Origin of the sequence: Aridibaculum aurantiacum (assembly GCF_017355875.1) — a bacterium.
In the GTDB taxonomy this organism is placed as follows: Bacteria; Bacteroidota; Bacteroidia; order Chitinophagales; family Chitinophagaceae; genus Segetibacter; species Segetibacter aurantiacus.
This window is the reverse complement of record NZ_JAFEWC010000003.1, coordinates 607794-629288: the sequence shown is the minus strand read 5'-3', so window position 1 is coordinate 629288 and position 21495 is coordinate 607794. Positions and strand designations below refer to the sequence as shown.

Here is a 21495-nt window from a genome sequence, read left to right as displayed (position 1 = left end):
GATGCGCCGGACCCTTTTTAGGGACCGGCTTTTTTATTTAGTAAAGCTGTAAAGAACTTTCGGTAAATAATTATTCACTTACTCATTTATTATCAAGTAAGCATCTCTATAAATTCATAGTTCTTATGGAGGAAACTAAAATTGTTTCAACCACCAATCCCCAATCCGAAATAAAAAAATCTAAAATATAAATGCCCCTGCTTTCGCAGGGGCATTTATAATATCAGAAAAGAAGCGATTACTTCTGTTCGTCTTTATTTTCTTCACCCTGTTGCAACTTCTCGCGGATAGAAGCCAGTGCACCAAGATCTCCCAAAGTTGCTTTTTCAACTTTAGTCTGCAGGTTCTTAACAGCTTTCTGAGTCTTCTCAGCCTCAGCGCGCTGTTCTTTCTTAGCAGCCTGGTACTCTTCGTTCTTAGCTTGTTCCCAGATACGGGTGTGGCTAACAACGATGCGCTTTTCATTACGATCGAATTCGATCACCATGAATTGTGCATGCTCATCTGCACCTACTGTCTTACCATCTTCTTTTGCAAGATGACGGGCAGGAGCGAATCCTTCAAGACCGTAAGGAAGTTGTACTGTAGCACCCTTGTCGTCTTTGCGTGTGATCGTTCCTTCGTGAAGTGAACCGATAGCAAAAGTATCTTCAAGAGTATTCCAAGGATCTTCTTCGAGTTGTTTGTGTCCTAACTGAAGTTTGCGGTTGTCTTTATCAATACCCATGATAATGATATCGATCTTCTCACCAACTTTAGTGAATTCACCCGGATGATTGTAACGCTTCAACCAGCTTAGGTCGCTGATGTGGATCATACCACCAATACCTGGCTCTAATTCTACGAATACACCGTATGGAGTGATGTTTTTCACCAAACCTTCGTGCTTGCTTCCTTCAGGGAATTTATTTTCAATTGTGCTCCAAGGATCGTCGCTCATTTGCTTGATAGAAAGACTCATTTTACGAGTGTCTTTGTCAAGTGTAACAATCTTAGCTTCGTACTCATCTCCAAGTTTGAAGAATTCCTTAGCATTAATTGGCGTGTTAGCCCAAGTGATTTCACTTACGTGAACTAGACCTTCAACACCTGGCATGATCTCAAGGAAAGCACCATAATCTTCAATGTTTACAACTTTACCTTTTACTACCTGACCTTCAGTAACTGTTTCAGGCAGCACATCCCAAGGGTGTGGAGTAAGTTGCTTCAAACCAAGGCTGATACGCTTCTTGTCGTCGTCGAAATCTAGTACAACCACGTTCAGTCTTTGATCCAGTTTCAACACCTCGCTTGGATGCGAGATACGACCCCAGCTGATATCGGTGATGTACAACAAACCATCCAGTCCACCCAGGTCCATAAATGCACCAAAGTCTGTGATGTTCTTGATAGTACCTTCCAATACCTGTCCTTTCTCCAGCTTCGACATGATCTCTGCACGCTGTGCTTCGATGTCGCTTTCGATAAGGGCTTTGTGCGATACAACCGCGTTTTTGATTGCTTCGTTGATCTTCACAACTTTAAATTCCATTGTTTTACCAACGAACTGGTCGTAGTCAGTTACAGGCTTCACGTCGATCTGAGAACCTGGTAAGAATGTTTCCATTCCAAACACGTCTACAATCAATCCACCTTTGGTTTTGCTGGTAACAGTACCGGTGATAACCTCGCCAGTCTTGTGTACTTCCACAATACGCTCCCATGCACGGAAGATTCTTGCAGACTTACGAGAAAGGTGAAGGTGACCTTGCCTGTCTTCCTTTTCAACTACCATAACTTCTACTTCATCACCAGTTTTAAGACCTGGCGTGTCGCGGAATTCGTTCAGAGAAACAAGACCATCAGACTTGAAACCAATGTTTACAACAACATCAGTTTTAGTGATACCTACTACAGTACCTCTAATGATTTCGCCGTCGTTAATCTGTACAAAAGTGTTGTCATAAACACTGTCATACTTTTCTCTTTCTTCTTTGTTGTAAGTAGAGACATTGCGTTTGTCAATACTCCAGTCAAAGTCGTCGTGAGCAGTTTCAACAACTGGCTCAGGGCGCTGTGTTTGCGGAGCAACTGGCTCTTCGCCTTGCTGTGGCTCGCTAACAGGTGCATTTGTTGTCGCTGTAGTTACATCAGTTGCTTGTTCAGCAGCTGGCGTAGACTCCTGTCCATCAGCGTTTTGGTTAATGATTTCATTTTCAGCCATGATAAAATCCCGAGTTGTTTTTTTATTCGGGGTGGCAAAGGTAGGTATTTACAAGAGAAGGAGCTAACAGACTTGCTATGAAAATTAAAATTTGTTGTTATACTAGTTGCTGGTAGCAGCAGAGAAAATTAAGTTTTAATTCATTCGGATAAAAGAGCTAAAGAACAAGAGTGTAGTACTTTTATCGCTCAAAATTATACAATGAAAAAACTTCTTACCTCGCTACTGGCTCTCACCATTGTTGTTGGTACAGCTTTTAGCCAAACTTCTAAAGAAACAAAGCAAAAGCCCGCTACCCAACAAACAGAAGTAAGGGTAAAGAAGGATGGCACACCAGACAAACGCGTAAAGGCAAACAAAAAGCTGCGCAAAGATGGCAAACCTGACATGCGCTTCAAGCAGAATAAAAAAGATTAATCCCCCCATCCTATCAAAAGACTAAAGAGCCTGCTCCATTTGGACCAGGCTCTACTTTTTTAACTTTGTAAGAAATCTATCCTTTTGTGTCGAGCGCCTTGTTGATGATGAACAACAGGTTTGCCCTATGTGCTTTCGTTTCTTCATTACCAGCCGTAGCTGCAGTCAAACGAGTTTTCAACTTTTTTATGGTATACAGAGCACCAGCTTTGCTGATATCATCAACAGGTGACTTATCATCAAGTAAGGAAGTCGCTCCTTTTACAAAAGCCGTCTGAAGGTATTGACGGTTGATGTTTACATTACCAGCAATGTCTGCATCAAAAATTCCTTTAACCAAATCACCCATCACATCTACAACAGAATACTGGTTGCCATACAGGCGGCTATTGGTGATACGCTGTAGTGTTGCAGGATGTAATATATGAGCCAGGGCTGAGGTGCCGAAAGACGCATAGCCGGTGGTAAGCTTGGCATCTTCTGTAGAACTAAAGAAACCAAAACCGCGACGCTGCATTTGCAGGTATGGATACAATGGAACATCTGCTTCATAGGCATTTGGAGCAAAAGCATACTTTGCTAACACATCCATTGCTCTTTTTTGTGTAGCCAAAGGAACAGGGGTAAATGGTTTAGTGGTTGTGTTCTGACCAACAAAGCTCCTGTCAATCATCACTCCGCCTACGTACCTGCTAACGGCAGCAATCATAGCATTCCGCTGTCCCTGCAAATTGTTGAAACGGCTTCTTAGTTCTGCATAACTCTTATCAGTTTTGCTGTACTTATCCTTCAGCTTTGGCATCAAGTTGTTTACCAGCTTAAAACGCTCTTCTGCAAACGCGATAGCGTCATTACTCATATCACCAATATTCACCCGAGGATCAATGGCTTTACCTGGTGAACGCATATCATCTGCATCGTTACCAAATGCAAGATCTGGTTCAGTGCTGCGGCTTAAAATCTTCTTGCGAAAAGCTTCTTCTGCTTCTGGCTCAGTAGGTGTATAGCCATATTGAATAGCCCAAACATCATAAGGTCCGGGTTTGGTTGTGTAGTAATCGCCTTGCTTACTCCTGTCTAGACTTACGTTTACAGCAGGATAATCCATTACACTACCAGTCAACCCTTTCACTCTTGTAATTGCTTTGTTGTTCAGCTCCGCAGGGCTCAGCATCTGGCTCGACTTCATGTTGTGGTTGAGTCCTAATGTGTGCCCCATCTCGTGAAGGATCAGGTAATAAAGGAACTGCTTGTGCATTTCTTTTATCTCAACTTCTGGTGCACCAGCCGCTTCCAATGTTGTAAGACCTGTTGTGAATTGTGCTTTCAACTCCGATGCAAGCGTGCAAGTATGAAAGTGATGTGTCATGCCCGGGAAGTGAAGCTCCGGAGTATTTTGAGAAGGTCCTGCAGTAAATAGCTCATCCTGTAGTGGTGTTGAGCTGCCGCTGTACCACTCCACTGTAATGTCAGATCCAAGTATCTGTCCTGTCTTAGGATTGGTGAAGCTTGGCCCGATTGCTCCATAGGGAGGATTGGCAGAAGATACCCATCGAATAACGTTGTAGCGGATATCATTTGGATTCCAATCTGCATCGTCAGGCATGATCTTCATTACAACCGCGTTTTTAAAACCTGCTTTCTCAAAAGCTTCGTTCCATTTCTCACCAGCTTCTTTTACTATCTGGCGATATTCAACTGGTGTTGTGTTTTCAATATACCACACGATTGGTTCAACCGGCTCGCTCAACGCTGCAGATGGATCTTTCTTTACTAGGTGCCAGCGATTGATTGGATCACGATACGGCGTAGACTCTATGCTGGTTAAATTATTAACCTCTGAGGTAAAATAACCAATACGAGGATCATCCAATCGTGGCCTGAAACCGTTCTCAGGTATATCTATGAATGTGTGTTGCATTCTTACGCGTATATACCGGGCGTCAGTTATATCCTTACCACCTTTATTAAAAGGTGCAGGATTATCATAGGCAAGATCCACAATGATGTCTGTGTTCTTAGGAAACGAACGCACCTCGTAGTACTTAGATTTAGCAGGCGTAAAACTCCCAAGATTGAACATTGCTGTTGCTGGCACGCCTGGAGCAGCTAAAGGTTTCACGGGGTCAAGTTTTTCACTTAAGAAAAGTCCGTCAGCACTTATCAGGTAACCATTCTCATCTTCGGCTACATATTTTTCAGCAAGTAGAACAGCATCCGGAATATCTACACCTGCAGACTTGCTGACAGCATTTTTAGGATCGTAGTAAAAATTAGTATTTACTTGCTGGAACTCCAGTTTGTCAAAAGCTTTCACCACTTTAAAAACTGCATTAGAGCGATGCATACTCTGGTTGAGATAGAGACTTGTAGGGCCGCTTACGCTGAAACTTTGGTAGATGTAATCTTTACCAAGTTGATCTTTTCGAACGTAAAGATGAACGCTGCCTGTTGCCGTATCCTGGTAAACAGTGAAAAGTCCTGCAACCTTATTGCTCGATTTTACCTTTTCTGCTATGGTTGCTTTTTTTGGTTTAGCAGAATCGGAAGCTGGCTTTTGCTGGCTGGCAGCACCGGCAGGTGGCTGTTGAGCCAACACATCAGTACCAGCAGTAGCCAAGACAAGTGCGGTACCAAGTAATAGTTTCTTCATGTGGTGAAAATTATGTTTCTAAATATAGCTTTAACAAATGGGTGATTTTACTGCGCGTCCACTTTTGTTATGAGCGGTCATTAGCTGGTGCACTTGTACATAGTCACCCCATTCTATTAATCAACCCTGATGATCTATGTAAGGAAAACTGCTTTTAGATTAGGCTGGTTGATGAACAGTTCCCTTACTACCGATGCCTGGCAGGTTTATTTAAAACAATAGCTTGAAACTCTTCCACTAAACCACACGTATATGTTTCATGAAATTGGCAGCTATCATTTTATCGTTGTTCATTATGTCTTCAGCACTGGCATCTCCGGGTTCTATACAAGCAACTGCGCAGCAATTTTTGTATGCTGTAAAAACAGGAGAAGAAACAGATTCCCTGGCGGAACAACTTTCTAATCTAACAGAGGCTGCCATTACTCAGGAATTAGATACAGACTGTAAAAAGAAGGCCTTCTGGCTGAACGTTTACAATGGATATGTGCAGATGCTTCTGAAGAAGGACCCATTAAAATACAAAAGCAGGAACAGCTTCTTTTCCATTAAGCAAGTAAAGGTGGCGGGGCATCAGCTAAGCCTGGATTTTATAGAACATGGAATATTGCGCCGCTCAAAAAATAAATTGAGCATGGGCTATTTCAATAAACTATTTCCATCCTCACTTGAAAAGAAATGGCGCGTAGACAGTGTAGACTGGCGAATACATTTTGCGCTCAACTGCGGCGCCAGCAGCTGCCCGCCTATAGCGTTTTACGATGCTGCTAAAGTTGATAAACAACTAGACATGGCAACCCGCAGCTACCTCACCGGAGATGTAGAATATGACAGCTCTAATAATGTTGTAAAAGTACCTAAGCTTATGAGCTGGTTCAGGGCAGACTTTGGCGGCAAAGACGGCACCAGGAAAATACTGCAGGACCTGCAGATCATTCCTGGAGGAAGTAAGCCTGCCATAAAGTATAAAGATTATGATTGGACACTAACACTACAACAATACCAGGACCTGTAGCATTTATTTAGCTGCAATACTCTTTGCTGCTATCCACCCACTCGTCCACGCATGCTGAAAATTGAAGCCGCCTGTGATGCCGTCCACATCCATTATCTCGCCGGCAAAGTATAAGTTTGGAACGATCCGGCTTTCCATTGTATTGGCATCAACCTCTGAAAGTTTAATGCCGCCGCAGGTTACAAATTCTTCTTTGAAAGTTGTTTTCCCTTTCACCTCGAATTCGTGTGCTGTTAGATTCTTAATAAGCCTGTTCTGCTCCTTTGCCGGCACATCTGCCCAACGTAGCTCCTCTTTTATCCCACTTTCAGTTACTAAAAAATTCCAAAGCCTGTTAGGAAGGTTAAACGGGTTCCGGTTAACTATCTTTTGTGCAGCATGTTTATTCCGAAGTACTTGCCATGCTTCGCGCAACGACTGCTCGTTATAATCCTGCAGCCAGTTTACAAGGATAGTAAAATGGTAATCTTTTTCAGCCAGCTCTCTTGCGCCCCATGCTGATAGTTTCAATACTGCTGGGCCACTCATCCCCCAATGCGTGATCAGCAAAGGGCCATCTGATGTCAGTTTACTACCTGTTATTTTAATAGAAGCTTTTTCTACACTCACTCCCATAAGTTCGGTTATCGGGTGCTTCGGCATATTGAAAGTAAAAAGAGAAGGAACCGGGTTTTCTATAGAATGCCCCAGGTTTGTTAACCATTGAAACATACCAGCTTTTGGAAAACCACCACAGGCCACCACTACGTAATCAGCCTTCAGCAGTTCCCCATTGGCAAGCACTACATCAAACCCTTCTTTTCCATTTTTAATCTCCTTCACCTCCCTGCTCATCTGCACTTCTACGCCATATTTATCTGCCTCTCGCAGCAGGCAATCAATAATAGTTTGTGAACTGTCGGTATTTGAAAACATCCTTCCATCAGCTTCTGTTTTCAGCTTCACTCCCCTTTCTTCAAACCATTGAATACAGTGGGTAGTATTGAACTGGTGGAAGGTTTTCTTTAAGAAGTTGGTTCCGCGGGGGTACCGCTTTACCAGGTTTGAAATTTCAAAGCATGCATGGGTAACATTGCATCTTCCGCCGCCGCTTACCTTTACTTTAGAAAGCAGTTTCGACGTTTTCTCCAGTATGATTACTTTCAATTTATTATTCATGCGAGCAGCATTCACTGCGCAAAAAAATCCAGCTGCGCCCCCTCCTATTACTACCAATGTTGCTGATGCTTTCATTTTTCAAATGTAGTTACCATGCGTGTAGCACGGGGCACTAATACAAATTGATTATTTTTTCCGCTTGATACTTTTCGAATTATTGCATTCGTTATTTATCAAGCACCTTTTTTAAAAATAAAAACTTATGAAAAAAATGTACAGACTCCTGGTGGTAGTACTTTTTGCTTCCGCACTGGCGGCACCAACTTTTGCGCAAAGCCCAGAACAAACAAAGAGAGAAAGGATCATCAGCTCCTACATGCTCACCTTTGGCAGGCAGCCAAACCAGGGCGAACTGAATCATTGGATGGGAAGAGAAAACCTGACCGTGGAGCAATTGGTGGCAAACCACAGCCGCTACCTTCAATCTGATGCCAACGAAAAAAGAGCAACTATCAGAAGAGCATTTGCTCATGCTTATGGCTACACCCCAAGCGACCAACAGGTAAACCAAAGCATGTCTTCTTCTTTTAACTATACTGATTGGATGAACAACCACACCTCTTACTTAAGGTCAAATAAAAAAGCGTGGGATGACATGATTGCAAAAGTATACTGGAATGTTTGCAGCCGCTGGGCCACTGATAATGACAGAAGATCTTGGAAACAATCTGAAGCAAAACCTTATATGCTAGTAGCTGCAGTTGTAGATGTATGGCACAAAGAAAACTCCTGGTTTGGAAGGTGGTATGTTCCTTCTAACTCAAGGCATCTTACACAGGTGGCAATATCAAACCCTGTAGCTAATGAAGTAGCAAGAGTTGTGGCAGCAGGTGGAGCTAATGCAGTGGCAGCAGGTGGAGCAAATGTAATTGCCGCAGGCGGTGGCAACGTGATTGCAGCTGGTGGCGGTAATGTAATTGCAGCTGGCGGTGGAAATGTGATTGCTGCTGGTGGTTTAAATTAATACTGAACAAAACGAAATAAAAAAGAGGCTGTTTTTGAAACAGCCTCTTTTTTTATATCAAAGTATCTTATATTACTTATTGTTCCACCAATTCCTGCTGTACAGCTTGTAGGTATTTCGAATTTAAATTCTCGTTTGCAAGTTCAGCCTCTTCTATCAGTTTAAAAGAAGACAAGATCTCAGCTTTCCCTTTCTTCACACATACATTGTGCTCGTAATGGGCTGATGGCTTACCATCTTTGGTTCTCACGGTCCAGCCATCTGTATCGTAATACACTTCTTTTACGCCCATGTTTATCATTGGCTCAATAGCAATGGTCATTCCTTCTTTCAACTTTGGACCGGTTCCGCGTTTACCAAAATTAGGCACCTGCGGATCTTCGTGCAGGCTTCTTCCAAGACCATGACCAACCAGTTCGCGCACTACACCATAGCCATATTTCCTTTCAGTATAATCCTGGATAGCAAAAGCTATATCTCCTATCCTGTTTCCATGATGAGCTTTCTCAATTCCTTTATACAAGCTTTCTTTAGTTATACGCATCAGCTGCTGCACTTCTTCACTTATTTCACCTAGCGCAAAAGTGTAAGCATAATCACCATGAAATCCATTTTTGAAAACACCCAGGTCCACAGAAACGATATCTCCATCTTTCAACACATCATTAGAAGGGAAACCATGCACTACTGCATCGTTAACAGAAATACACGAAGCAAATGGATAACCACGATAATTGAGAAATGAAGGAACACCTTTATTATCCCTGATTACCTGTTCTGCAAGTTTGTCTGCTTGTTTGGTGGTAACTCCGGGCTTTAAAAATTTGGCCACTTCACTAAGTGCAAGCTCTACTACCCTGCAACTTTCACGCATTATCTCCAGGTCTGCATTTGATTTGTAATGGATCATATTTCTAATTCTACTCATTTTACAAATAAACCTGCCTCAAGGTTGGGCAGGTTTACGTTTTTATCTAGCAGGATGATATTTCTACCAGCCTCAGTTATCAATTAATAAGAAGCCTGAGTAACAGTTTGCTGCCTGCCCTGGATTCTTCCACTGTTCATAAGACCATCGTATTGTCTCATCAACAGCTGTGTTTCTATCTGCTGTAGTGTATCAAGGATTACACCCACCATGATCAGTAGCGATGTACCACCGAAGAAGGTAGAGAAACCAGAAGTAACACCCAGTCTTTGTGCAAAGCCAGGAAGGATACCTACCAATGCAAGGAAAATTGCACCTGGTAAAGTTATCTTATCCATTACTGAACCAATATAATCAGCGGTTGGCTGACCAGGCTTAACACCAGGTATAAAACCATTGTTACGCTTAAGGTCTTCCGACATCTGCTTAGGATTAAAGATCAAAGCAGTGTATAGGAAAGTAAATGCAATTACCATTACAGCATATACAACCATGTACCAGAAGTTGCTGTGATCACCAAAGATCTTAGCGATGGTAGTTCCAGACTCTGTACCTGTGAAAGAGAACAAAGTAGGAAGGAACATGATAGCCTGTGCAAAGATGATAGGCATTACACCCGCCATATTCACCTTCATTGGAAGGAACTGGCGAGCACCTCCAAACTGGCGATTACCAACTATCTGCTTAGCATAACTAACAGGTATCTTACGTACACCTTGTACCAGGATGATAATACCCATGATGATAACGATAAGGATCGCGATCTCGATAAGGAAGATCAACAATCCACCACCACCACGCGCTTGCTTAGCAGTAAATTCTTGAATGATAGATTGAGGGAAACGTGCAAGGATACCTACCATGATGATGATAGAAGTACCGTTACCCAATCCTTTATCCTGTATTTTTTCACCCAGCCACATTACAAACAAAGTACCTGCAGTAAGTGTAATGATAGTAGATACAAGGAAATATGGTTGATAAGCAGGAATGATAGCCTCAGCATAACCAGGACTATTAAGGTAAGCTACATAAGCACTTGCCTGGAAAGCGGTTACAATAACAGTAAGGTAACGCGTCCACTGGTTAATTTTTTTACGACCACTGTCGCCCTCTTTCTGGATCTTTTGAAGCTGCGGAACCAGGATGGTCATCAACTGCATAAAAATGGAAGCAGATATATAAGGCATGATACCCAGGGCAAGAATAGAAGCTTGTGAGAATGCACCACCAGCAAAGGTGTCAAATAGTCCAAGCAAACCATTTTGAGCTGCATTAGCCTGTGCCTGGTCAAGCAGGTTAGGGTTCATACCCGGCAATACGATATGCGTTCCAAGACGGTAAACAAATACCAGGGCTAGCGTTACAATGATCTTGCTACGCAGCTCATCTATTGTCCAGATATTTTTAAGAGTCTGAATGAATTTTTTCACTGAAAGTTGAGTTGTAGGTGTTAATCTCTCTAAAGCCAAAGGACGCACTTTAGGAGTGCGTCCGGCTAATTACATTAGTTACTGTGCTATTTCAATGCTGCCACCAGCTGCTTCAATTGCTTCTTTAGCTTTAGCGCTAAAAGCGTTTACTCTAAAAGTAACTTTGCTCTTCAATTCACCAGTACCTAAAATCTTGATAAGATCAGTTTGACCAATCAGGCCATTGATATAAAGATTTTCTGGAGTGATTTCAGTAAAACCATATTTTTCAACCAGGTGATCGATCTGGCCCAGGTTCAATACTTTGTACTCTACGCGATGTGGGTTTTTAAAGCCACGCTTAGGTACACGACGCTGAATTGGCATCTGGCCACCTTCAAAAGCCATTTTACTAGAGTAACCGGCACGGCTTTGTCCACCTTTGTTACCTTTTGTGGCAGTACCACCTTTACCTGAAGCCTCACCACGGCCTAATCTTTTTTCTTTGTGTGTAGCGCCTTGAGCGGGTCTAAGAGTGTGTAGTTTCATCTTACGTTTGATTTTTACTTACGGGGTTCAATCCCCTCGCATTAATGATAAATAAATGATCTATAAAAACAAGGATGTTTTTGTAGCGGGCGAAGGTAATACTATTCAGCATACGTTGCGTCGCACTCGTGTACTGTTGTAGTCACTTCAGCAAATTTTAAGTCAAAAGACAAAAGTCAAAAATCAAAAAGGCACAGTAGTACCATTTTTTGACTTTTGACTTTCGAATATGATTTAGTTCACTTCCTCTACTTTCACCAGGTGATTAACCTTAGTGATCATACCCAGGATCTGTGGAGTAGCTTCTACTTCTACAGAAGCGTTCATCTTTTTCAAACCAAGTGCTTCGATTGTACGTTTAGCTCTTTCAGGTCTGTCGATAACGCTTTTTACTTGTGTTATTCTAATCTTTTTCATGATAATTAGTTTAAGGTTTAATGTCTAACGTTTAAGGTTCTGTGTTTCCAACTTTAAACCTTAAACTTAAAACGTTAAACGTGCAGTTACCCGTTAAAAACTTTCTTTAGTCCAACTGTTCTTGTTTTAGCAACCTGGATAGGCTCTCTCAACAATGCTAAAGCTTTGAAAGTAGCTTTAACCACGTTGTGAGGATTAGCAGATCCAAGGCTCTTTGCCAAAACGTCGGTAACACCCGCGCTTTCCAATACTGCACGCATACTACCTCCGGCAATTACACCGGTACCATGAGCAGCAGGCTTGATGAATACTTTAGCAGCACCTTCTTTAGCCAGTTGGTCGTGAGGTATAGTTCCGTGCATAACAGGAACTTTGATCAGGTTCTTCTTAGCATCTTCGATGCCTTTGGTGATAGCTTCCTGAACTTCTTTAGCCTTACCCAAACCATGACCTACCACACCTTTTTCATTTCCTACTACTACAAGCGCAGAGAAACTAAAAGTACGTCCGCCTTTGGTGGTTTTAACCACACGGTTAATGGCTACTACTTTTTCTTTTAGTTCCAGGTCACCGCCTTTTACTTTATTTAAAATTGCTTTTGACATTGTCTCTATTTGAGATTTCTGATTTTATGATGTCTGATATTTTTTCGATTACCGAGGTGGAAACAAATCCTACATCAGCAATCATTAAATCTAAAATTGCAATCCACCTTGTCTTGCGCCATCAGCTACAGCTTTCACACGACCGTGGTACAGGTTACCACCTCTATCGAAAACACATGTAGTGATACCAAGAGCAGAAGCTTTACGAGCAATAGATTCTCCAACCATTTTGCTTTTATCAATCTTAGGAGCAGTTTGGGCAGCGATATCCTTTTCTCTTGATGAAGCAGCAGCCAGTGTTTGACCGGTAGTATCATCAATCAGTTGAGCATAGATTTCTGCATTGCTTCTGAAAACAGAAAGGCGAGGCTTAGTAGAAGTACCAGCTACCTTCTTACGAATGCGGTAACGGATCTTCTGCCTTTTTATTAATTTGTCCATTGTTATTTTATTTACTCCCCGATGCTGCCGGGGCGAAAGTTGATTAGTTGTCTAGTTGATGGGTTGATCGGTCACAATTCAACTTGCCAACCGATCAACTTATCAACTTAATTATTTACCAGCAGCTTTACCAGCTTTACGACGAATGAATTCATCAGAGTAGCGAACACCTTTTCCTTTGTACGGCTCAGGCTTACGCAGGCTACGTATTTTGGCAGCTACTGCTCCTAATAGTTGGTTGTCGATGCTCTCTAAAGTAATTTTTGGGTTTTGACCTTTTAAAGTTTCAGTAGCTACTGTTACTTCCTTAGGTACTTCCATAATGATGTTGTGAGAGTAACCCAGGGCTAGGTCTAAAGTGTTACCAGTGTTAGCGGCTTTATAACCCACACCCACTAGTTCCAGCTGCTTCTTAAAGCCTTCTGTTACACCTTTTACCATGTTAGAAACCAGTGAACGGTACAAACCGTGCATAGCGCGGTGACGGATCTGGTCAGTAGGACGAGTAACATTTACTTCGCCATCTTTTACTTCAACTTTGATATCGCGATCAATAAGTTGAGTCAAAGTTCCTTTAGGTCCTTTTACAGTGATCTCATTGTTGTTACCAACTGTGATGGTAACACCCGCCGGAACTGTAATTGGTTGTTTTCCTATACGAGACATAATTCTTGATTTGAAAAATTTGAAATTTTGAAAATGTGGTGTTGACAGTGTTCAGTTACCGTATAGCAAACTTAGATTGTCACATCAACCGTATTTCTTAAAGACATCCTGGAACCATTTTCTTATTCCAGGTTGTCTGTATTTATTAATAAACGTAGCAAAGAACTTCGCCACCTACGTTTTGTGCTCTTGCTTCTTTATCTGTCATTACACCTTTAGATGTAGAAATGATAGCTATACCCAAACCATTCTTCACACGGCTAAAATCAGCTGGCTTAGAGTACTGGCGTAAACCCGGGCGGCTTACTCTTTCAAGGCTGCGGATTGCAGGAACCTTGGTATTTGGATCGTACTTCAACGCTATTTTGATCAAACCTTGTTTGCTATCATCTTCAAATTTGTACTTAAGGATATAACCTTTTTCGTACAGTATCTCAGTCATACGCTTCTTCAGGTTACTTGCAGGAATTTCAACTATCCTGTGGTTAGCCATCTGCGCATTACGAATCCTCGTCAAAAAATCTGCTATAGGATCTGTTACCATAATTATTGTCCTCCTACGTCCCGAAGTGTCGGGATAATTGGAATAAAATTTTAAAAAATAAGTTCTTTCTATTAACAACTACCAACTGGCAACTGTCAACTGATTTACCAGCTAGCTTTTGTTACGCCAGGGATCTTACCAGCCAATGCCATATCACGAAACTGGTTTCTAGACAATCCGAAATAACGGATGTAACCACGTGGACGGCCTGTAAGCTGGCAACGATTTTTCAAACGAACAGGAGAAGCATTCTTTGGTAACAAGTCAAGTGCTGCAAAGTCACCTGCTTCTTTAAGAGCAGTACGCTTTTCAGCAAACTTAGCCACCATTCTTTCTCTCTTTCTTTGTCTGGCTTTTACAGATTCTTTTGCCATGTTATTATATTTCTGATTTTGTGATTTAGTGATTTGGTGATTTCAAACTTTGGTAATCCCAAAATCTCAAAATCCCGTAATCTCAAAATTATTCTTGTGTTTCTTTTTTTGCACCTTTAAATGGCATTCCCATTTCTTTCAGCAGTTCGTAAGCCTCTTCGTTTGTTTGCGCAGTGGTTACAAAAGTGATATCCATACCAGTGATTTTATTCACTTTGTCGATATCGATCTCTGGGAAGATGATTTGCTCTGTAACACCCAGGGTATAGTTACCACGGCCGTCAAAAGCTTTGTCATTGATACCTTTGAAGTCACGTACACGTGGAAGCGAAACAGAGATTAACCTGTCTAAGAATTCGTACATCTTCACGCCGCGAAGGGTAACCCTTGCACCGATCGGCATGTTCTTTCTCAACTTAAAGTTTGAGATGTCCTTCTTAGAAAAAGTAGCTACTGCTTTCTGACCAGAAATGGTTGTTAGTTCTTCAACTGCAATATCCACCAGTTTCTTATCAGATACAGCACCGTTTACACCACGGTTGATACAGATCTTCTCAAGCCTTGGAGCTTGCATGATAGAAGAGTATCCAAATTTTTTCATTAAAGCAGGTACAACTTCATTCTTGTACTTTCCTGCTAATCTCGGAGTATATGTTGCTGTAGCCATTATTTAATTACCTCCCCTGATTTTTTTGCAATACGAACTAGTTTACCTTCCTGGCGGCTGCGGGTTACTTTAGTACCCTTGCCAGCTTTAGCATCCCACAACATCACATTGCTGATGTTGATAGAAGCTTCTGTCTTTACCAAACCGCCTTTAGTGTTTGTAGCACTAGGCTTAGTGTGCTTGGTAACGATATTTACGCCTTCAACTACAACACGGCCTTTATCCAAAATCACTTCCAGTACGGTACGTGCTTTTTTCAGGTCCTTATCATCACCGGCAATAACCACTACCTGGTCGCCTTTTTTGATGTTGTACTTAGGTTTAAATCTGTTGCTCACGATATTTGTTTTTTATGCTTCATGCGAAATTTCCGACTTCGCAAATAATACTTTATGTGGTCGGCAGTTGTACTTCGTGGGGCATCGTTGTGTCACTCACTTGTACGTCCTGCTCGTTGGTCATCTTTTGTTCGTCAAACGTGAAAGGTGAACCGTGAAAAAAAAGCGCGCTGCCTTCTCACGTCTCACGATTTACGATTTACAGTACTTCCGGAGCAAGAGATATGATCTTCATATAACCTTTATCTCTCAACTCTCTTGCAACGGGGCCAAAAATACGTGTACCCCTTGGCTCGTCAGAGTTGTTTAACAATACAACAGCATTGTCATCAAAACGGATATAAGAACCATCCTTACGACGTAATTTGTTCTTGGTACGAACGATAACTGCTTTAGAAACAGTACCCTTCTTAACACCAGCAGCTGGCATTGCATCTTTTACAGTAACTACGATCTTGTCACCAATTCTTGCGTAGTCCTGGCCAGAGTTACCTAATACACGGATACACAAAACTTCTTTGGCACCGCTGTTATCAGCTACATTCAATCGGCTTTCTTGCTGAATCATTTTTTTAGCTTTTAGCTATTAGATGGGCTAATAGCAGATAATCAATTTGAATAAGAAATGCAGAGGCTTGAGGTTAAACAACCTGAAGCATGCGGCTTCATACCTTACTTTACTTTTTCTACGATCTCCACCAGTCTCCAGCGCTTTGTTTTGCTCAGCGGACGGGTTTCCATGATCTTTACAGTATCGCCAATGCTGCACTCGTTTTTCTCGTCGTGAGCATGAAACTTGGTAGTTTTCTTAACGAACTTACCGTAGATTGGGTGCTTTACTTTTCTTTCAACAGCTACAGTAACGGTTTTATCCATCTTGTTGCTGCTAACGATCCCAACTCTTGTTTTGCGCAAATTTCTTTCCACCATTGTGATATTTTTATGGGTTAGATGCCTAACGCTCTTTTCTTTAATTCAGTTTTTAAACGAGCTACGTCTCTTCTTAAAGAACGGATACTCTGTGGATTTTCCAGTGGAGAAATAGCATGAGCAAACTCAAGCTTTTTCAGGCGAAGCTCATCTTCCTGGATGCGGGCCTTCAGATCATTCTCGTTGATCTCCTTCAGGCTCTTATTAAAATCAAATTTCTTACTTGCCATTGTGTGTTTAATTTGAAAATTTGAGAATTTGAAAATTTGATATTGAAGACGCTATCGCATTTTCAAATTTTCAAATTAGCTAATTAGCATATTGTATTATCCCTGCAATTCTCTGCGAACTACAAACTTGGTCATGATTGGTAGCTTTTGAGCTGCAAGTGCAAATGCTGCCTTTGCAACTTCTTCTGATACGCCATCCGCTTCAAAAATGATACGGCCTGGTTGTACCACAGCAGCCCAATATTCCGGGTTACCTTTACCCTTACCCATCCTTACCTCTGCAGGCTTGTGAGTAATTACTTTATCAGGGAAAACGCGGATCCAAACATTACCTTCTCTTTTCATTGAACGGGTCATTGCCTGGCGGGCAGATTCTATCTGGCGGTTAGTTAACCAAACGGAGTCTAATGCTTTCAAACCAAACGAGCCAAAGGCTAAGGTTGCACCACGCTTGGTATCGCCCTTCATGCGCCCTTTCTGCATTTTTCTGTGCTTCGTTCTTTTCGGCTGTAACATCTTTATTAAGTTTCGAGTTTCTGAATTGAAGTTTCGGGGTCTTACACTTCAATCTTGTCAATATTTATTTTTAATGTACCCTTATCGGGTCTTCGTGTGCGGGGTGAGTAAGAGGTATCTCTTATCTTCTTCCACCACCACCACCACCTTGGCGTCCATTGTCTCTTCTGTCGCCACCACGGCCACCGCCATCTCTTCTATCGCCGCCGCGGAAACCTCTGTCGTCTCCACCACGTCCGCCTTCTCTCCTGTTGTTGTCGCCTTCTTTACCGCCAACAAAGTTTGGATTAAGTTCGCGCTTACCTAGTACTTCACCTTTACAGATCCATACTTTGATACCGATCTTTCCATAAACAGTAAGGGCAAATACGTTTGCATAATCAATATCCATACGGAAAGTATGCAATGGTGTACGACCTTGTTTGATCTCTTCTGAACGAGCGATTTCAGCACCACCCAAACGGCCACCAACTTTTATCTTTATACCTTCAGCACCCATACGAAGTGCAGAAGCGATTGCCATTTTGATAGCTCTTTTATAGTTGATACGGTTCTCGATCTGGCGTGCAATTGTATCAGCTACAATGTTTGCATCCAGCTCAGGACGACGTATTTCAAGAATGTTTATTTGAACATCTTCTTTACCAGTCAGCTTCTTAAGCTCCTCTTTAATTCTGTCTACCTCGCCACCACCTTTACCGATGATGATACCTGGCTTAGAAGTATGAATAGTGATGATAAGTTTACCAAGGGTACGCTCTATCACTATTTTAGCAATACCACCTTTGTTGATACGAGCATTCAGGTAAGTTCTGATCTTGTGATCTTCAATCAACTTGTTTGCGTAATCTTTGTGATTACCGTACCAGTTACTCTCCCATCCGCGGATGATACCTAACCTTGCACCAACAGGATTTGTTTTCTGACCCATATAATGGTTATAAAAGTTTTACGATTAGTTTTTTGAATCTACAATGATCGTTACGTGGTTGCTACGCTTACGAATTCTGTATCCACGACCCTGAGGTGCTGGACGCATACGACGCAAAGTGCGGGCTCCATCAACAAATATTGTTTTTACTACCAGGTTAGCATCTGCGGCACTAGTACCTTCATTCTTTTGCTCCCAGTTATTGATTGCGCTCTTCAGCAACTTACCTAGTGGTGTTGCCGGGTGCTTTGGATGATGTTCCAAAGTTGCAAGGGCATTTTCAACAGACATGCCGCGGATAAGATCTGCCAGCAAACGCATTTTGCGTGGCGATGTCGGCTGATTTCTCAATTTTGCTACTGCTTCCATTTGTATTCAGTTTCAAGTTTAAGGTTTAGAGTTTAAGGTTAAGTTCTTTCAACTTTAGACTTTAAACTTTAAACGTTCAACGATTTTAATTTTTCTTGTTAGAGTGTCCTTTGAAGTTGCGGGTTGGTGCAAATTCGCCCAGTTTGTGACCTACCATAAATTCGGTTACGTACACAGGAATGAATTTGTTACCATTGTGAACAGCGAATGTATGTCCCACAAAGTCAGGGGTTATGGTAGAGCGGCGAGACCAGGTTTTGATAACTGATTTCTTAGCTGAACCTTCGTTGATAGCAACCACTTTGCTTTCCAGCTTAGCAGCTACATAAGGACCTTTTTTAATCGAACGAGCCATGTTATAATTAGTTGATTAGAGAATTCGAAAATTTGAAAATGATCTTTGTTTTTGTGATTTGAAAACCATTTTCAAATTTTCAAATTGCCACATTTTCAAATTTTATTTTGCCAGTTTCTTACCGTTACTTCTTTGGATGATCAGCTTATCGCTTGATTTTCCTTTGGTACGTGTCTTAAGACCACGAGAGTACTGACCGGTTCTGCTACGAGGCTGACCTCCAGATGCTCTACCTTCACCACCACCCATTGGGTGATCTACAGGGTTCATAGCTACACCACGTACGCGAGGGCGAATACCTTTCCATACGTTACGGCCAGCTTTACCCATGCTTTGCAAGCTATGATCGCTGTTGCTTACTACACCTACTGTAGCAAAACAGTTGATCAATACTTTACGCAGCTCACCACTTGGCATTTTCAGTACAGCGTATCTTTCTTCTTTGTTGCTAAGCTGTGCAGATGTACCCGCACTTCTTACCAGTTTACCACCCTGACCTGGCTGCATTTCTACGTTGTGAATAACAGTACCCAGTGGCATGTTCTTCATTGGAAGCGCGTTACCAAGATCCGGAGGAGCAGTAGCACCACTAACAATAGTAGCACCTACCTGTAGTCCTTGCGGAGCAATGATGTATCTTTTTTCACCGTCAGCATAGTTTAGCAGGGCTATAAATGCAGTACGGTTTGGATCGTATTCTATAGTTGCAACAGTAGCAGGGATATCAAATTTGTTTCTCTTGAAATCGATGATACGGTACTGCTTCTTGTGTCCACCACCGATGTACCTCATTGCTCTTCTACCCTGGAAGTTTCTACCACCAGTTCTTTTCTTAGATTCAAGCAAACTCTTTTCAGGAGTATCGGAAGTGATCTCAGCATAGGCGTTACCAATTCTCCACCTGGTGCCTGCTGTTGTTGGTTTGTATTTTCTTAATGCCATTTTATTGCAATTTTTGCGGTCTTGCCGACCATACTTTGTGTTACTTAATACTTAGTACTTACTACTAAAGAGTTCCGTACAGGTCAATTGTTTCACCTTCAGCTACGGTAACCAACGCTTTTTTGTAAGCTGGCTTTTGGCCTTTTACAAAACCTGCTTTTGTGTAGCGGGTCTTGTTTTTACCTGGTACTACAGAAGTGTTCACATCTGTAACAGTTACACCGTAAAATTCTTCAATAGCTTTTTTTATCTCAAGCTTGTTTGCTTTACGTGCCACTTTGAAAGCATATCTCCTCAACTTGTCTTGCTGAGCATTTGCTTTTTCGGTAAGTATCGGCTTTACTAAAACTTCTGCGAGTCTCATTATTCTTAATTTGAATAGTTGTCAATTATGCTGCTACCTCTGCGTCAGCTTCTGTTAGTATTTTTGCTGCACCTTCGGTAAATACCAGTACATCTGCATTTACAATCTCGTAAGTGTTGATGTCGCTTAGTAAAGCTGTATCAGCATTAGGAATGTTTCTGCTGCTCAGGTATAATGCTTCGTTGTATTCAGGTATAACAAAAAGAGCTTTTTTACCATCTACATTCAAAGCACTCATCACAGTGGTAAATTCTTTTGTTTTAGGTGTAGCGAAGTTGATGTCTTCGATAACTACAATTGAATTCTCCTTAGCCTTAGCAGAAAGTGCACTGATCTTAGCAAGATCTTTCACTTTACGGTTCAACTTAATATCGTAACGGTGAGGTTTAGGTCCGAAGATAGTACCACCACCTTTGTATAGAGGGTTACGGATGTTACCTTTACGGCTACCACCAGTTCCCTTTTGCTTATGAAGTTTGCGGCTTGCACCTTGTACTTCAGCACGGGTTTTTACTTTGTGTGTACCCTGGCGAGCTGCAGCTAAATATTGCTTTACAGCAAGGTAAACGACATGCTCATTTGGCTCAGCACCAAAGATCTCTTCCGGAAGTTCAATAGTTCTACCGGTCTTTTCGCCTTTTATATTGAAAATATCTAGTTGCATAATTATTTCTGAATTAAAACGATGGAACCATTGTGGCCAGGAACTGAACCACTGATTAATATGTAATTCTTTTCAGGGAAGATCTTAACGATTTTCAGTCCTTTCACCTTCACGCGGTCTTGACCCATACGGCCAGCCATGCGCATACCTTTAAAAACTCGTGAAGGATATGATGATCCACCTACAGAACCTGGAGCTCTTTGACGATCGTGTTGTCCGTGAGAAGCCTCACCCACACCATGGAAGCCATGACGCTTAACAACACCCTGGAAACCTTTACCTTTTGTAGTACCTACTACTTCTACATTCTCGCCTTCAGCAAAAATGTCAACGGTAATTGATTCACCAAGTGCTTTTTCCAGAGAGGAGTTTCTTAATTCTTTTACTACGCGTTTAGCGGTAGTGTTGGCCTTTGCAAAGTGATTGATTTCGGCCTTTGTGGAGTTCTTTTCTTTCTTGTCGCCGTAAGCGATCTGAAGAGCGTTGTAACCGTCAGTTTCCTGCGTTTTCACCTGGGTTACCAGGCACGGACCAGCTTCGATGATGGTGCAAGCTGTTTGCTTACCATCGGTGCCGAAGATGCTGGTCATCCCGATCTTTTTACCAATAATACCTTTCATTGTTTGTGGTTTATGCCCCGATGGTGTAAGGACAATCCTTTTTATTTCTTTTGTTTGGTGGACAAAAGAAGGATTTCAATCCTCTGTTTGCCGCCGACCTTTTCCTGAGTATCCTGCCAAAGCAGAAGGGGAAGTACCGGAGGTAAACAAACCTCGAAGGGCTTGTTCATATGTTTGCCTTCAACACTTGTTGAAGAATGAAAATTTCAAATGTTTCAGCGCT

Annotated in this window: 28 protein-coding genes; 3 read left to right on the top strand and 25 right to left on the bottom strand. The window is 41.9% G+C overall.

All coding sequences use genetic code 11. From position 1 onward, the window contains the following. Positions 1-238: 238 nt before the first annotated feature. Positions 239-2203 (bottom strand): 30S ribosomal protein S1, encoded by a 1965-nt coding sequence (gene rpsA, locus J4N22_RS16280; RefSeq protein ID WP_207496372.1) that lies wholly within the window; start codon positions 2201-2203, stop codon positions 239-241. A gap of 201 nt (positions 2204-2404) precedes the next feature. On the opposite strand from rpsA, the gene J4N22_RS16275 reads away from it, so the two are divergent. Next, on the top strand, positions 2405-2620 hold the full coding sequence (locus J4N22_RS16275; protein WP_207496370.1) for a hypothetical protein: 216 nt from the start codon (positions 2405-2407) through the stop codon (positions 2618-2620). Positions 2621-2696: 76 nt separating this feature from the next. Here the strand turns inward: J4N22_RS16275 and J4N22_RS16270 are convergent, their stop codons facing one another. Continuing rightward, a complete protein-coding gene (locus tag J4N22_RS16270; protein WP_207496368.1) occupies positions 2697-5273 on the bottom strand; it encodes a zinc-dependent metalloprotease in 2577 nt (858 codons plus the stop codon). A gap of 259 nt (positions 5274-5532) precedes the next feature. Here J4N22_RS16270 and J4N22_RS16265 point away from each other — a divergent pair, with 259 nt between their 5' ends. Further along, positions 5533-6288: a DUF547 domain-containing protein gene (locus J4N22_RS16265; protein ID WP_207496366.1), complete on the top strand. Its 756-nt coding sequence runs from the start codon at positions 5533-5535 to the stop codon at positions 6286-6288. Positions 6289-6291: 3 nt separating this feature from the next. On the opposite strand, the gene J4N22_RS16260 is transcribed toward J4N22_RS16265, so the two are convergent. Then, the gene (locus J4N22_RS16260) at positions 6292-7521 is read right to left on the bottom strand and encodes a BaiN/RdsA family NAD(P)/FAD-dependent oxidoreductase (protein WP_207496365.1); all 1230 of its coding nucleotides are present in this window, start codon (positions 7519-7521) and stop codon (positions 6292-6294) included. Positions 7522-7648: 127 nt separating this feature from the next. Here J4N22_RS16260 and J4N22_RS16255 point away from each other — a divergent pair, with 127 nt between their 5' ends. Next, positions 7649-8410 carry a hypothetical protein gene (locus tag J4N22_RS16255; protein ID WP_207496363.1) on the top strand — a complete coding sequence of 254 codons (762 nt, stop codon included), beginning with the start codon at positions 7649-7651 and terminating at the stop codon, positions 8408-8410. Positions 8411-8486: 76 nt separating this feature from the next. Here J4N22_RS16255 and map read toward each other — a convergent pair whose 3' ends face one another. The 22 genes from map to rplC form a co-directional block, all read right to left on the bottom strand. Further along, complete coding sequence (gene map, locus J4N22_RS16250) at positions 8487-9320, bottom strand: type I methionyl aminopeptidase (protein ID WP_207496361.1); 834 nt, start codon at positions 9318-9320, stop codon at positions 8487-8489. 101 nt (positions 9321-9421) lie between these two features. Further along, positions 9422-10771, bottom strand: coding sequence for a preprotein translocase subunit SecY (secY, locus tag J4N22_RS16245; RefSeq protein WP_207496359.1), 1350 nt, complete (start codon positions 10769-10771; stop codon positions 9422-9424). A 78-nt stretch (positions 10772-10849) separates the two neighbouring features. Further along, positions 10850-11299 (bottom strand): 50S ribosomal protein L15, encoded by a 450-nt coding sequence (gene rplO / locus J4N22_RS16240; RefSeq protein ID WP_207496357.1) that lies wholly within the window; start codon positions 11297-11299, stop codon positions 10850-10852. A 234-nt stretch (positions 11300-11533) separates the two neighbouring features. Continuing rightward, positions 11534-11716: a 50S ribosomal protein L30 gene (gene rpmD, locus J4N22_RS16235; protein ID WP_242692263.1), complete on the bottom strand. Its 183-nt coding sequence runs from the start codon at positions 11714-11716 to the stop codon at positions 11534-11536. An 86-nt stretch (positions 11717-11802) separates the two neighbouring features. After that, positions 11803-12321 (bottom strand): 30S ribosomal protein S5, encoded by a 519-nt coding sequence (gene rpsE, locus J4N22_RS16230; protein WP_207496355.1) that lies wholly within the window; start codon positions 12319-12321, stop codon positions 11803-11805. A 90-nt stretch (positions 12322-12411) separates the two neighbouring features. Then, positions 12412-12762 carry a 50S ribosomal protein L18 gene (rplR, locus tag J4N22_RS16225; protein WP_207496353.1) on the bottom strand — a complete coding sequence of 117 codons (351 nt, stop codon included), beginning with the start codon at positions 12760-12762 and terminating at the stop codon, positions 12412-12414. Between the two features lie 111 nt (positions 12763-12873). Continuing rightward, positions 12874-13428: a 50S ribosomal protein L6 gene (rplF, locus tag J4N22_RS16220; protein WP_207496351.1), complete on the bottom strand. Its 555-nt coding sequence runs from the start codon at positions 13426-13428 to the stop codon at positions 12874-12876. 145 nt (positions 13429-13573) lie between these two features. Continuing rightward, positions 13574-13972, bottom strand: coding sequence for a 30S ribosomal protein S8 (gene rpsH, locus J4N22_RS16215; protein WP_242692262.1), 399 nt, complete (start codon positions 13970-13972; stop codon positions 13574-13576). A gap of 104 nt (positions 13973-14076) precedes the next feature. After that, the gene (gene rpsN / locus J4N22_RS16210) at positions 14077-14346 is read right to left on the bottom strand and encodes a 30S ribosomal protein S14 (protein ID WP_207496349.1); all 270 of its coding nucleotides are present in this window, start codon (positions 14344-14346) and stop codon (positions 14077-14079) included. Between the two features lie 88 nt (positions 14347-14434). Then, positions 14435-15013: a 50S ribosomal protein L5 gene (gene rplE, locus J4N22_RS16205; protein ID WP_207496340.1), complete on the bottom strand. Its 579-nt coding sequence runs from the start codon at positions 15011-15013 to the stop codon at positions 14435-14437. Continuing rightward, positions 15013-15351: a 50S ribosomal protein L24 gene (gene rplX / locus J4N22_RS16200; RefSeq protein ID WP_207496338.1), complete on the bottom strand. Its 339-nt coding sequence runs from the start codon at positions 15349-15351 to the stop codon at positions 15013-15015. Before rplX ends, rplE begins: the two co-directional genes overlap by 1 nt. Before the next feature lie 199 nt (positions 15352-15550). Next, positions 15551-15919 (bottom strand): 50S ribosomal protein L14, encoded by a 369-nt coding sequence (gene rplN, locus J4N22_RS16195; RefSeq protein WP_147201818.1) that lies wholly within the window; start codon positions 15917-15919, stop codon positions 15551-15553. Positions 15920-16023: 104 nt separating this feature from the next. Continuing rightward, positions 16024-16281, bottom strand: coding sequence for a 30S ribosomal protein S17 (rpsQ, locus tag J4N22_RS16190; protein WP_207496336.1), 258 nt, complete (start codon positions 16279-16281; stop codon positions 16024-16026). Between the two features lie 17 nt (positions 16282-16298). After that, positions 16299-16511, bottom strand: coding sequence for a 50S ribosomal protein L29 (rpmC, locus tag J4N22_RS16185; RefSeq protein ID WP_207496334.1), 213 nt, complete (start codon positions 16509-16511; stop codon positions 16299-16301). 96 nt (positions 16512-16607) lie between these two features. Further along, positions 16608-17027 carry a 50S ribosomal protein L16 gene (rplP, locus tag J4N22_RS16180; protein ID WP_207496332.1) on the bottom strand — a complete coding sequence of 140 codons (420 nt, stop codon included), beginning with the start codon at positions 17025-17027 and terminating at the stop codon, positions 16608-16610. A 121-nt stretch (positions 17028-17148) separates the two neighbouring features. Further along, the gene (rpsC, locus tag J4N22_RS16175) at positions 17149-17958 is read right to left on the bottom strand and encodes a 30S ribosomal protein S3 (RefSeq protein WP_207496330.1); all 810 of its coding nucleotides are present in this window, start codon (positions 17956-17958) and stop codon (positions 17149-17151) included. Between the two features lie 24 nt (positions 17959-17982). Continuing rightward, on the bottom strand, positions 17983-18327 hold the full coding sequence (gene rplV / locus J4N22_RS16170; RefSeq protein ID WP_207496328.1) for a 50S ribosomal protein L22: 345 nt from the start codon (positions 18325-18327) through the stop codon (positions 17983-17985). A gap of 85 nt (positions 18328-18412) precedes the next feature. After that, complete coding sequence (gene rpsS, locus J4N22_RS16165; protein ID WP_207496320.1) at positions 18413-18682, bottom strand: 30S ribosomal protein S19; 270 nt, start codon at positions 18680-18682, stop codon at positions 18413-18415. Between the two features lie 102 nt (positions 18683-18784). Next, positions 18785-19624, bottom strand: a complete 840-nt coding sequence (gene rplB / locus J4N22_RS16160) for a 50S ribosomal protein L2 (protein ID WP_207496318.1) — start codon at positions 19622-19624, stop codon at positions 18785-18787. 64 nt (positions 19625-19688) lie between these two features. After that, positions 19689-19988 (bottom strand): 50S ribosomal protein L23, encoded by a 300-nt coding sequence (gene rplW / locus J4N22_RS16155; RefSeq protein ID WP_207496316.1) that lies wholly within the window; start codon positions 19986-19988, stop codon positions 19689-19691. 25 nt (positions 19989-20013) lie between these two features. Next, entirely contained in the window at positions 20014-20652 is a 639-nt protein-coding gene (gene rplD, locus J4N22_RS16150; RefSeq protein WP_207496315.1) for a 50S ribosomal protein L4, read from the bottom strand. A 2-nt stretch (positions 20653-20654) separates the two neighbouring features. Then, on the bottom strand, positions 20655-21272 hold the full coding sequence (rplC, locus tag J4N22_RS16145; protein WP_207496313.1) for a 50S ribosomal protein L3: 618 nt from the start codon (positions 21270-21272) through the stop codon (positions 20655-20657). Positions 21273-21495 lie beyond the last annotated feature (223 nt).

What these genes read in the sequence shown, in the direction of transcription:
- rpsA (WP_207496372.1), bottom strand. Translation starts at nt 2,203, where the DNA reads ATGGCTGAAAATGAAATCATTAACCAAAACGCTGATGGACAGGAGTCT.
- J4N22_RS16275 (WP_207496370.1), top strand. Translation starts at nt 2,405, where the DNA reads ATGAAAAAACTTCTTACCTCGCTACTGGCTCTCACCATTGTTGTTGGT.
- J4N22_RS16270 (WP_207496368.1), bottom strand. Translation starts at nt 5,273, where the DNA reads ATGAAGAAACTATTACTTGGTACCGCACTTGTCTTGGCTACTGCTGGT.
- J4N22_RS16265 (WP_207496366.1), top strand. Translation starts at nt 5,533, where the DNA reads ATGAAATTGGCAGCTATCATTTTATCGTTGTTCATTATGTCTTCAGCA.
- J4N22_RS16260 (WP_207496365.1), bottom strand. Translation starts at nt 7,521, where the DNA reads ATGAAAGCATCAGCAACATTGGTAGTAATAGGAGGGGGCGCAGCTGGA.
- J4N22_RS16255 (WP_207496363.1), top strand. Translation starts at nt 7,649, where the DNA reads ATGAAAAAAATGTACAGACTCCTGGTGGTAGTACTTTTTGCTTCCGCA.
- map (WP_207496361.1), bottom strand. Translation starts at nt 9,320, where the DNA reads ATGATCCATTACAAATCAAATGCAGACCTGGAGATAATGCGTGAAAGT.
- rplO (WP_207496357.1), bottom strand. Translation starts at nt 11,299, where the DNA reads ATGAAACTACACACTCTTAGACCCGCTCAAGGCGCTACACACAAAGAA.
- rpmD (WP_242692263.1), bottom strand. Translation starts at nt 11,716, where the DNA reads ATGAAAAAGATTAGAATAACACAAGTAAAAAGCGTTATCGACAGACCT.
- rpsE (WP_207496355.1), bottom strand. Translation starts at nt 12,321, where the DNA reads ATGTCAAAAGCAATTTTAAATAAAGTAAAAGGCGGTGACCTGGAACTA.
- rplR (WP_207496353.1), bottom strand. Translation starts at nt 12,762, where the DNA reads ATGGACAAATTAATAAAAAGGCAGAAGATCCGTTACCGCATTCGTAAG.
- rplF (WP_207496351.1), bottom strand. Translation starts at nt 13,428, where the DNA reads ATGTCTCGTATAGGAAAACAACCAATTACAGTTCCGGCGGGTGTTACC.
- rpsH (WP_242692262.1), bottom strand. Translation starts at nt 13,972, where the DNA reads ATGGTAACAGATCCTATAGCAGATTTTTTGACGAGGATTCGTAATGCG.
- rpsN (WP_207496349.1), bottom strand. Translation starts at nt 14,346, where the DNA reads ATGGCAAAAGAATCTGTAAAAGCCAGACAAAGAAAGAGAGAAAGAATG.
- rplE (WP_207496340.1), bottom strand. Translation starts at nt 15,013, where the DNA reads ATGGCTACAGCAACATATACTCCGAGATTAGCAGGAAAGTACAAGAAT.
- rplN (WP_147201818.1), bottom strand. Translation starts at nt 15,919, where the DNA reads ATGATTCAGCAAGAAAGCCGATTGAATGTAGCTGATAACAGCGGTGCC.
- rpsQ (WP_207496336.1), bottom strand. Translation starts at nt 16,281, where the DNA reads ATGGTGGAAAGAAATTTGCGCAAAACAAGAGTTGGGATCGTTAGCAGC.
- rpmC (WP_207496334.1), bottom strand. Translation starts at nt 16,511, where the DNA reads ATGGCAAGTAAGAAATTTGATTTTAATAAGAGCCTGAAGGAGATCAAC.
- rplP (WP_207496332.1), bottom strand. Translation starts at nt 17,027, where the DNA reads ATGTTACAGCCGAAAAGAACGAAGCACAGAAAAATGCAGAAAGGGCGC.
- rpsC (WP_207496330.1), bottom strand. Translation starts at nt 17,958, where the DNA reads ATGGGTCAGAAAACAAATCCTGTTGGTGCAAGGTTAGGTATCATCCGC.
- rplV (WP_207496328.1), bottom strand. Translation starts at nt 18,327, where the DNA reads ATGGAAGCAGTAGCAAAATTGAGAAATCAGCCGACATCGCCACGCAAA.
- rpsS (WP_207496320.1), bottom strand. Translation starts at nt 18,682, where the DNA reads ATGGCTCGTTCGATTAAAAAAGGTCCTTATGTAGCTGCTAAGCTGGAA.
- rplB (WP_207496318.1), bottom strand. Translation starts at nt 19,624, where the DNA reads ATGGCATTAAGAAAATACAAACCAACAACAGCAGGCACCAGGTGGAGA.
- rplW (WP_207496316.1), bottom strand. Translation starts at nt 19,988, where the DNA reads ATGAGACTCGCAGAAGTTTTAGTAAAGCCGATACTTACCGAAAAAGCA.
- rplD (WP_207496315.1), bottom strand. Translation starts at nt 20,652, where the DNA reads ATGCAACTAGATATTTTCAATATAAAAGGCGAAAAGACCGGTAGAACT.
- rplC (WP_207496313.1), bottom strand. Translation starts at nt 21,272, where the DNA reads ATGAAAGGTATTATTGGTAAAAAGATCGGGATGACCAGCATCTTCGGC.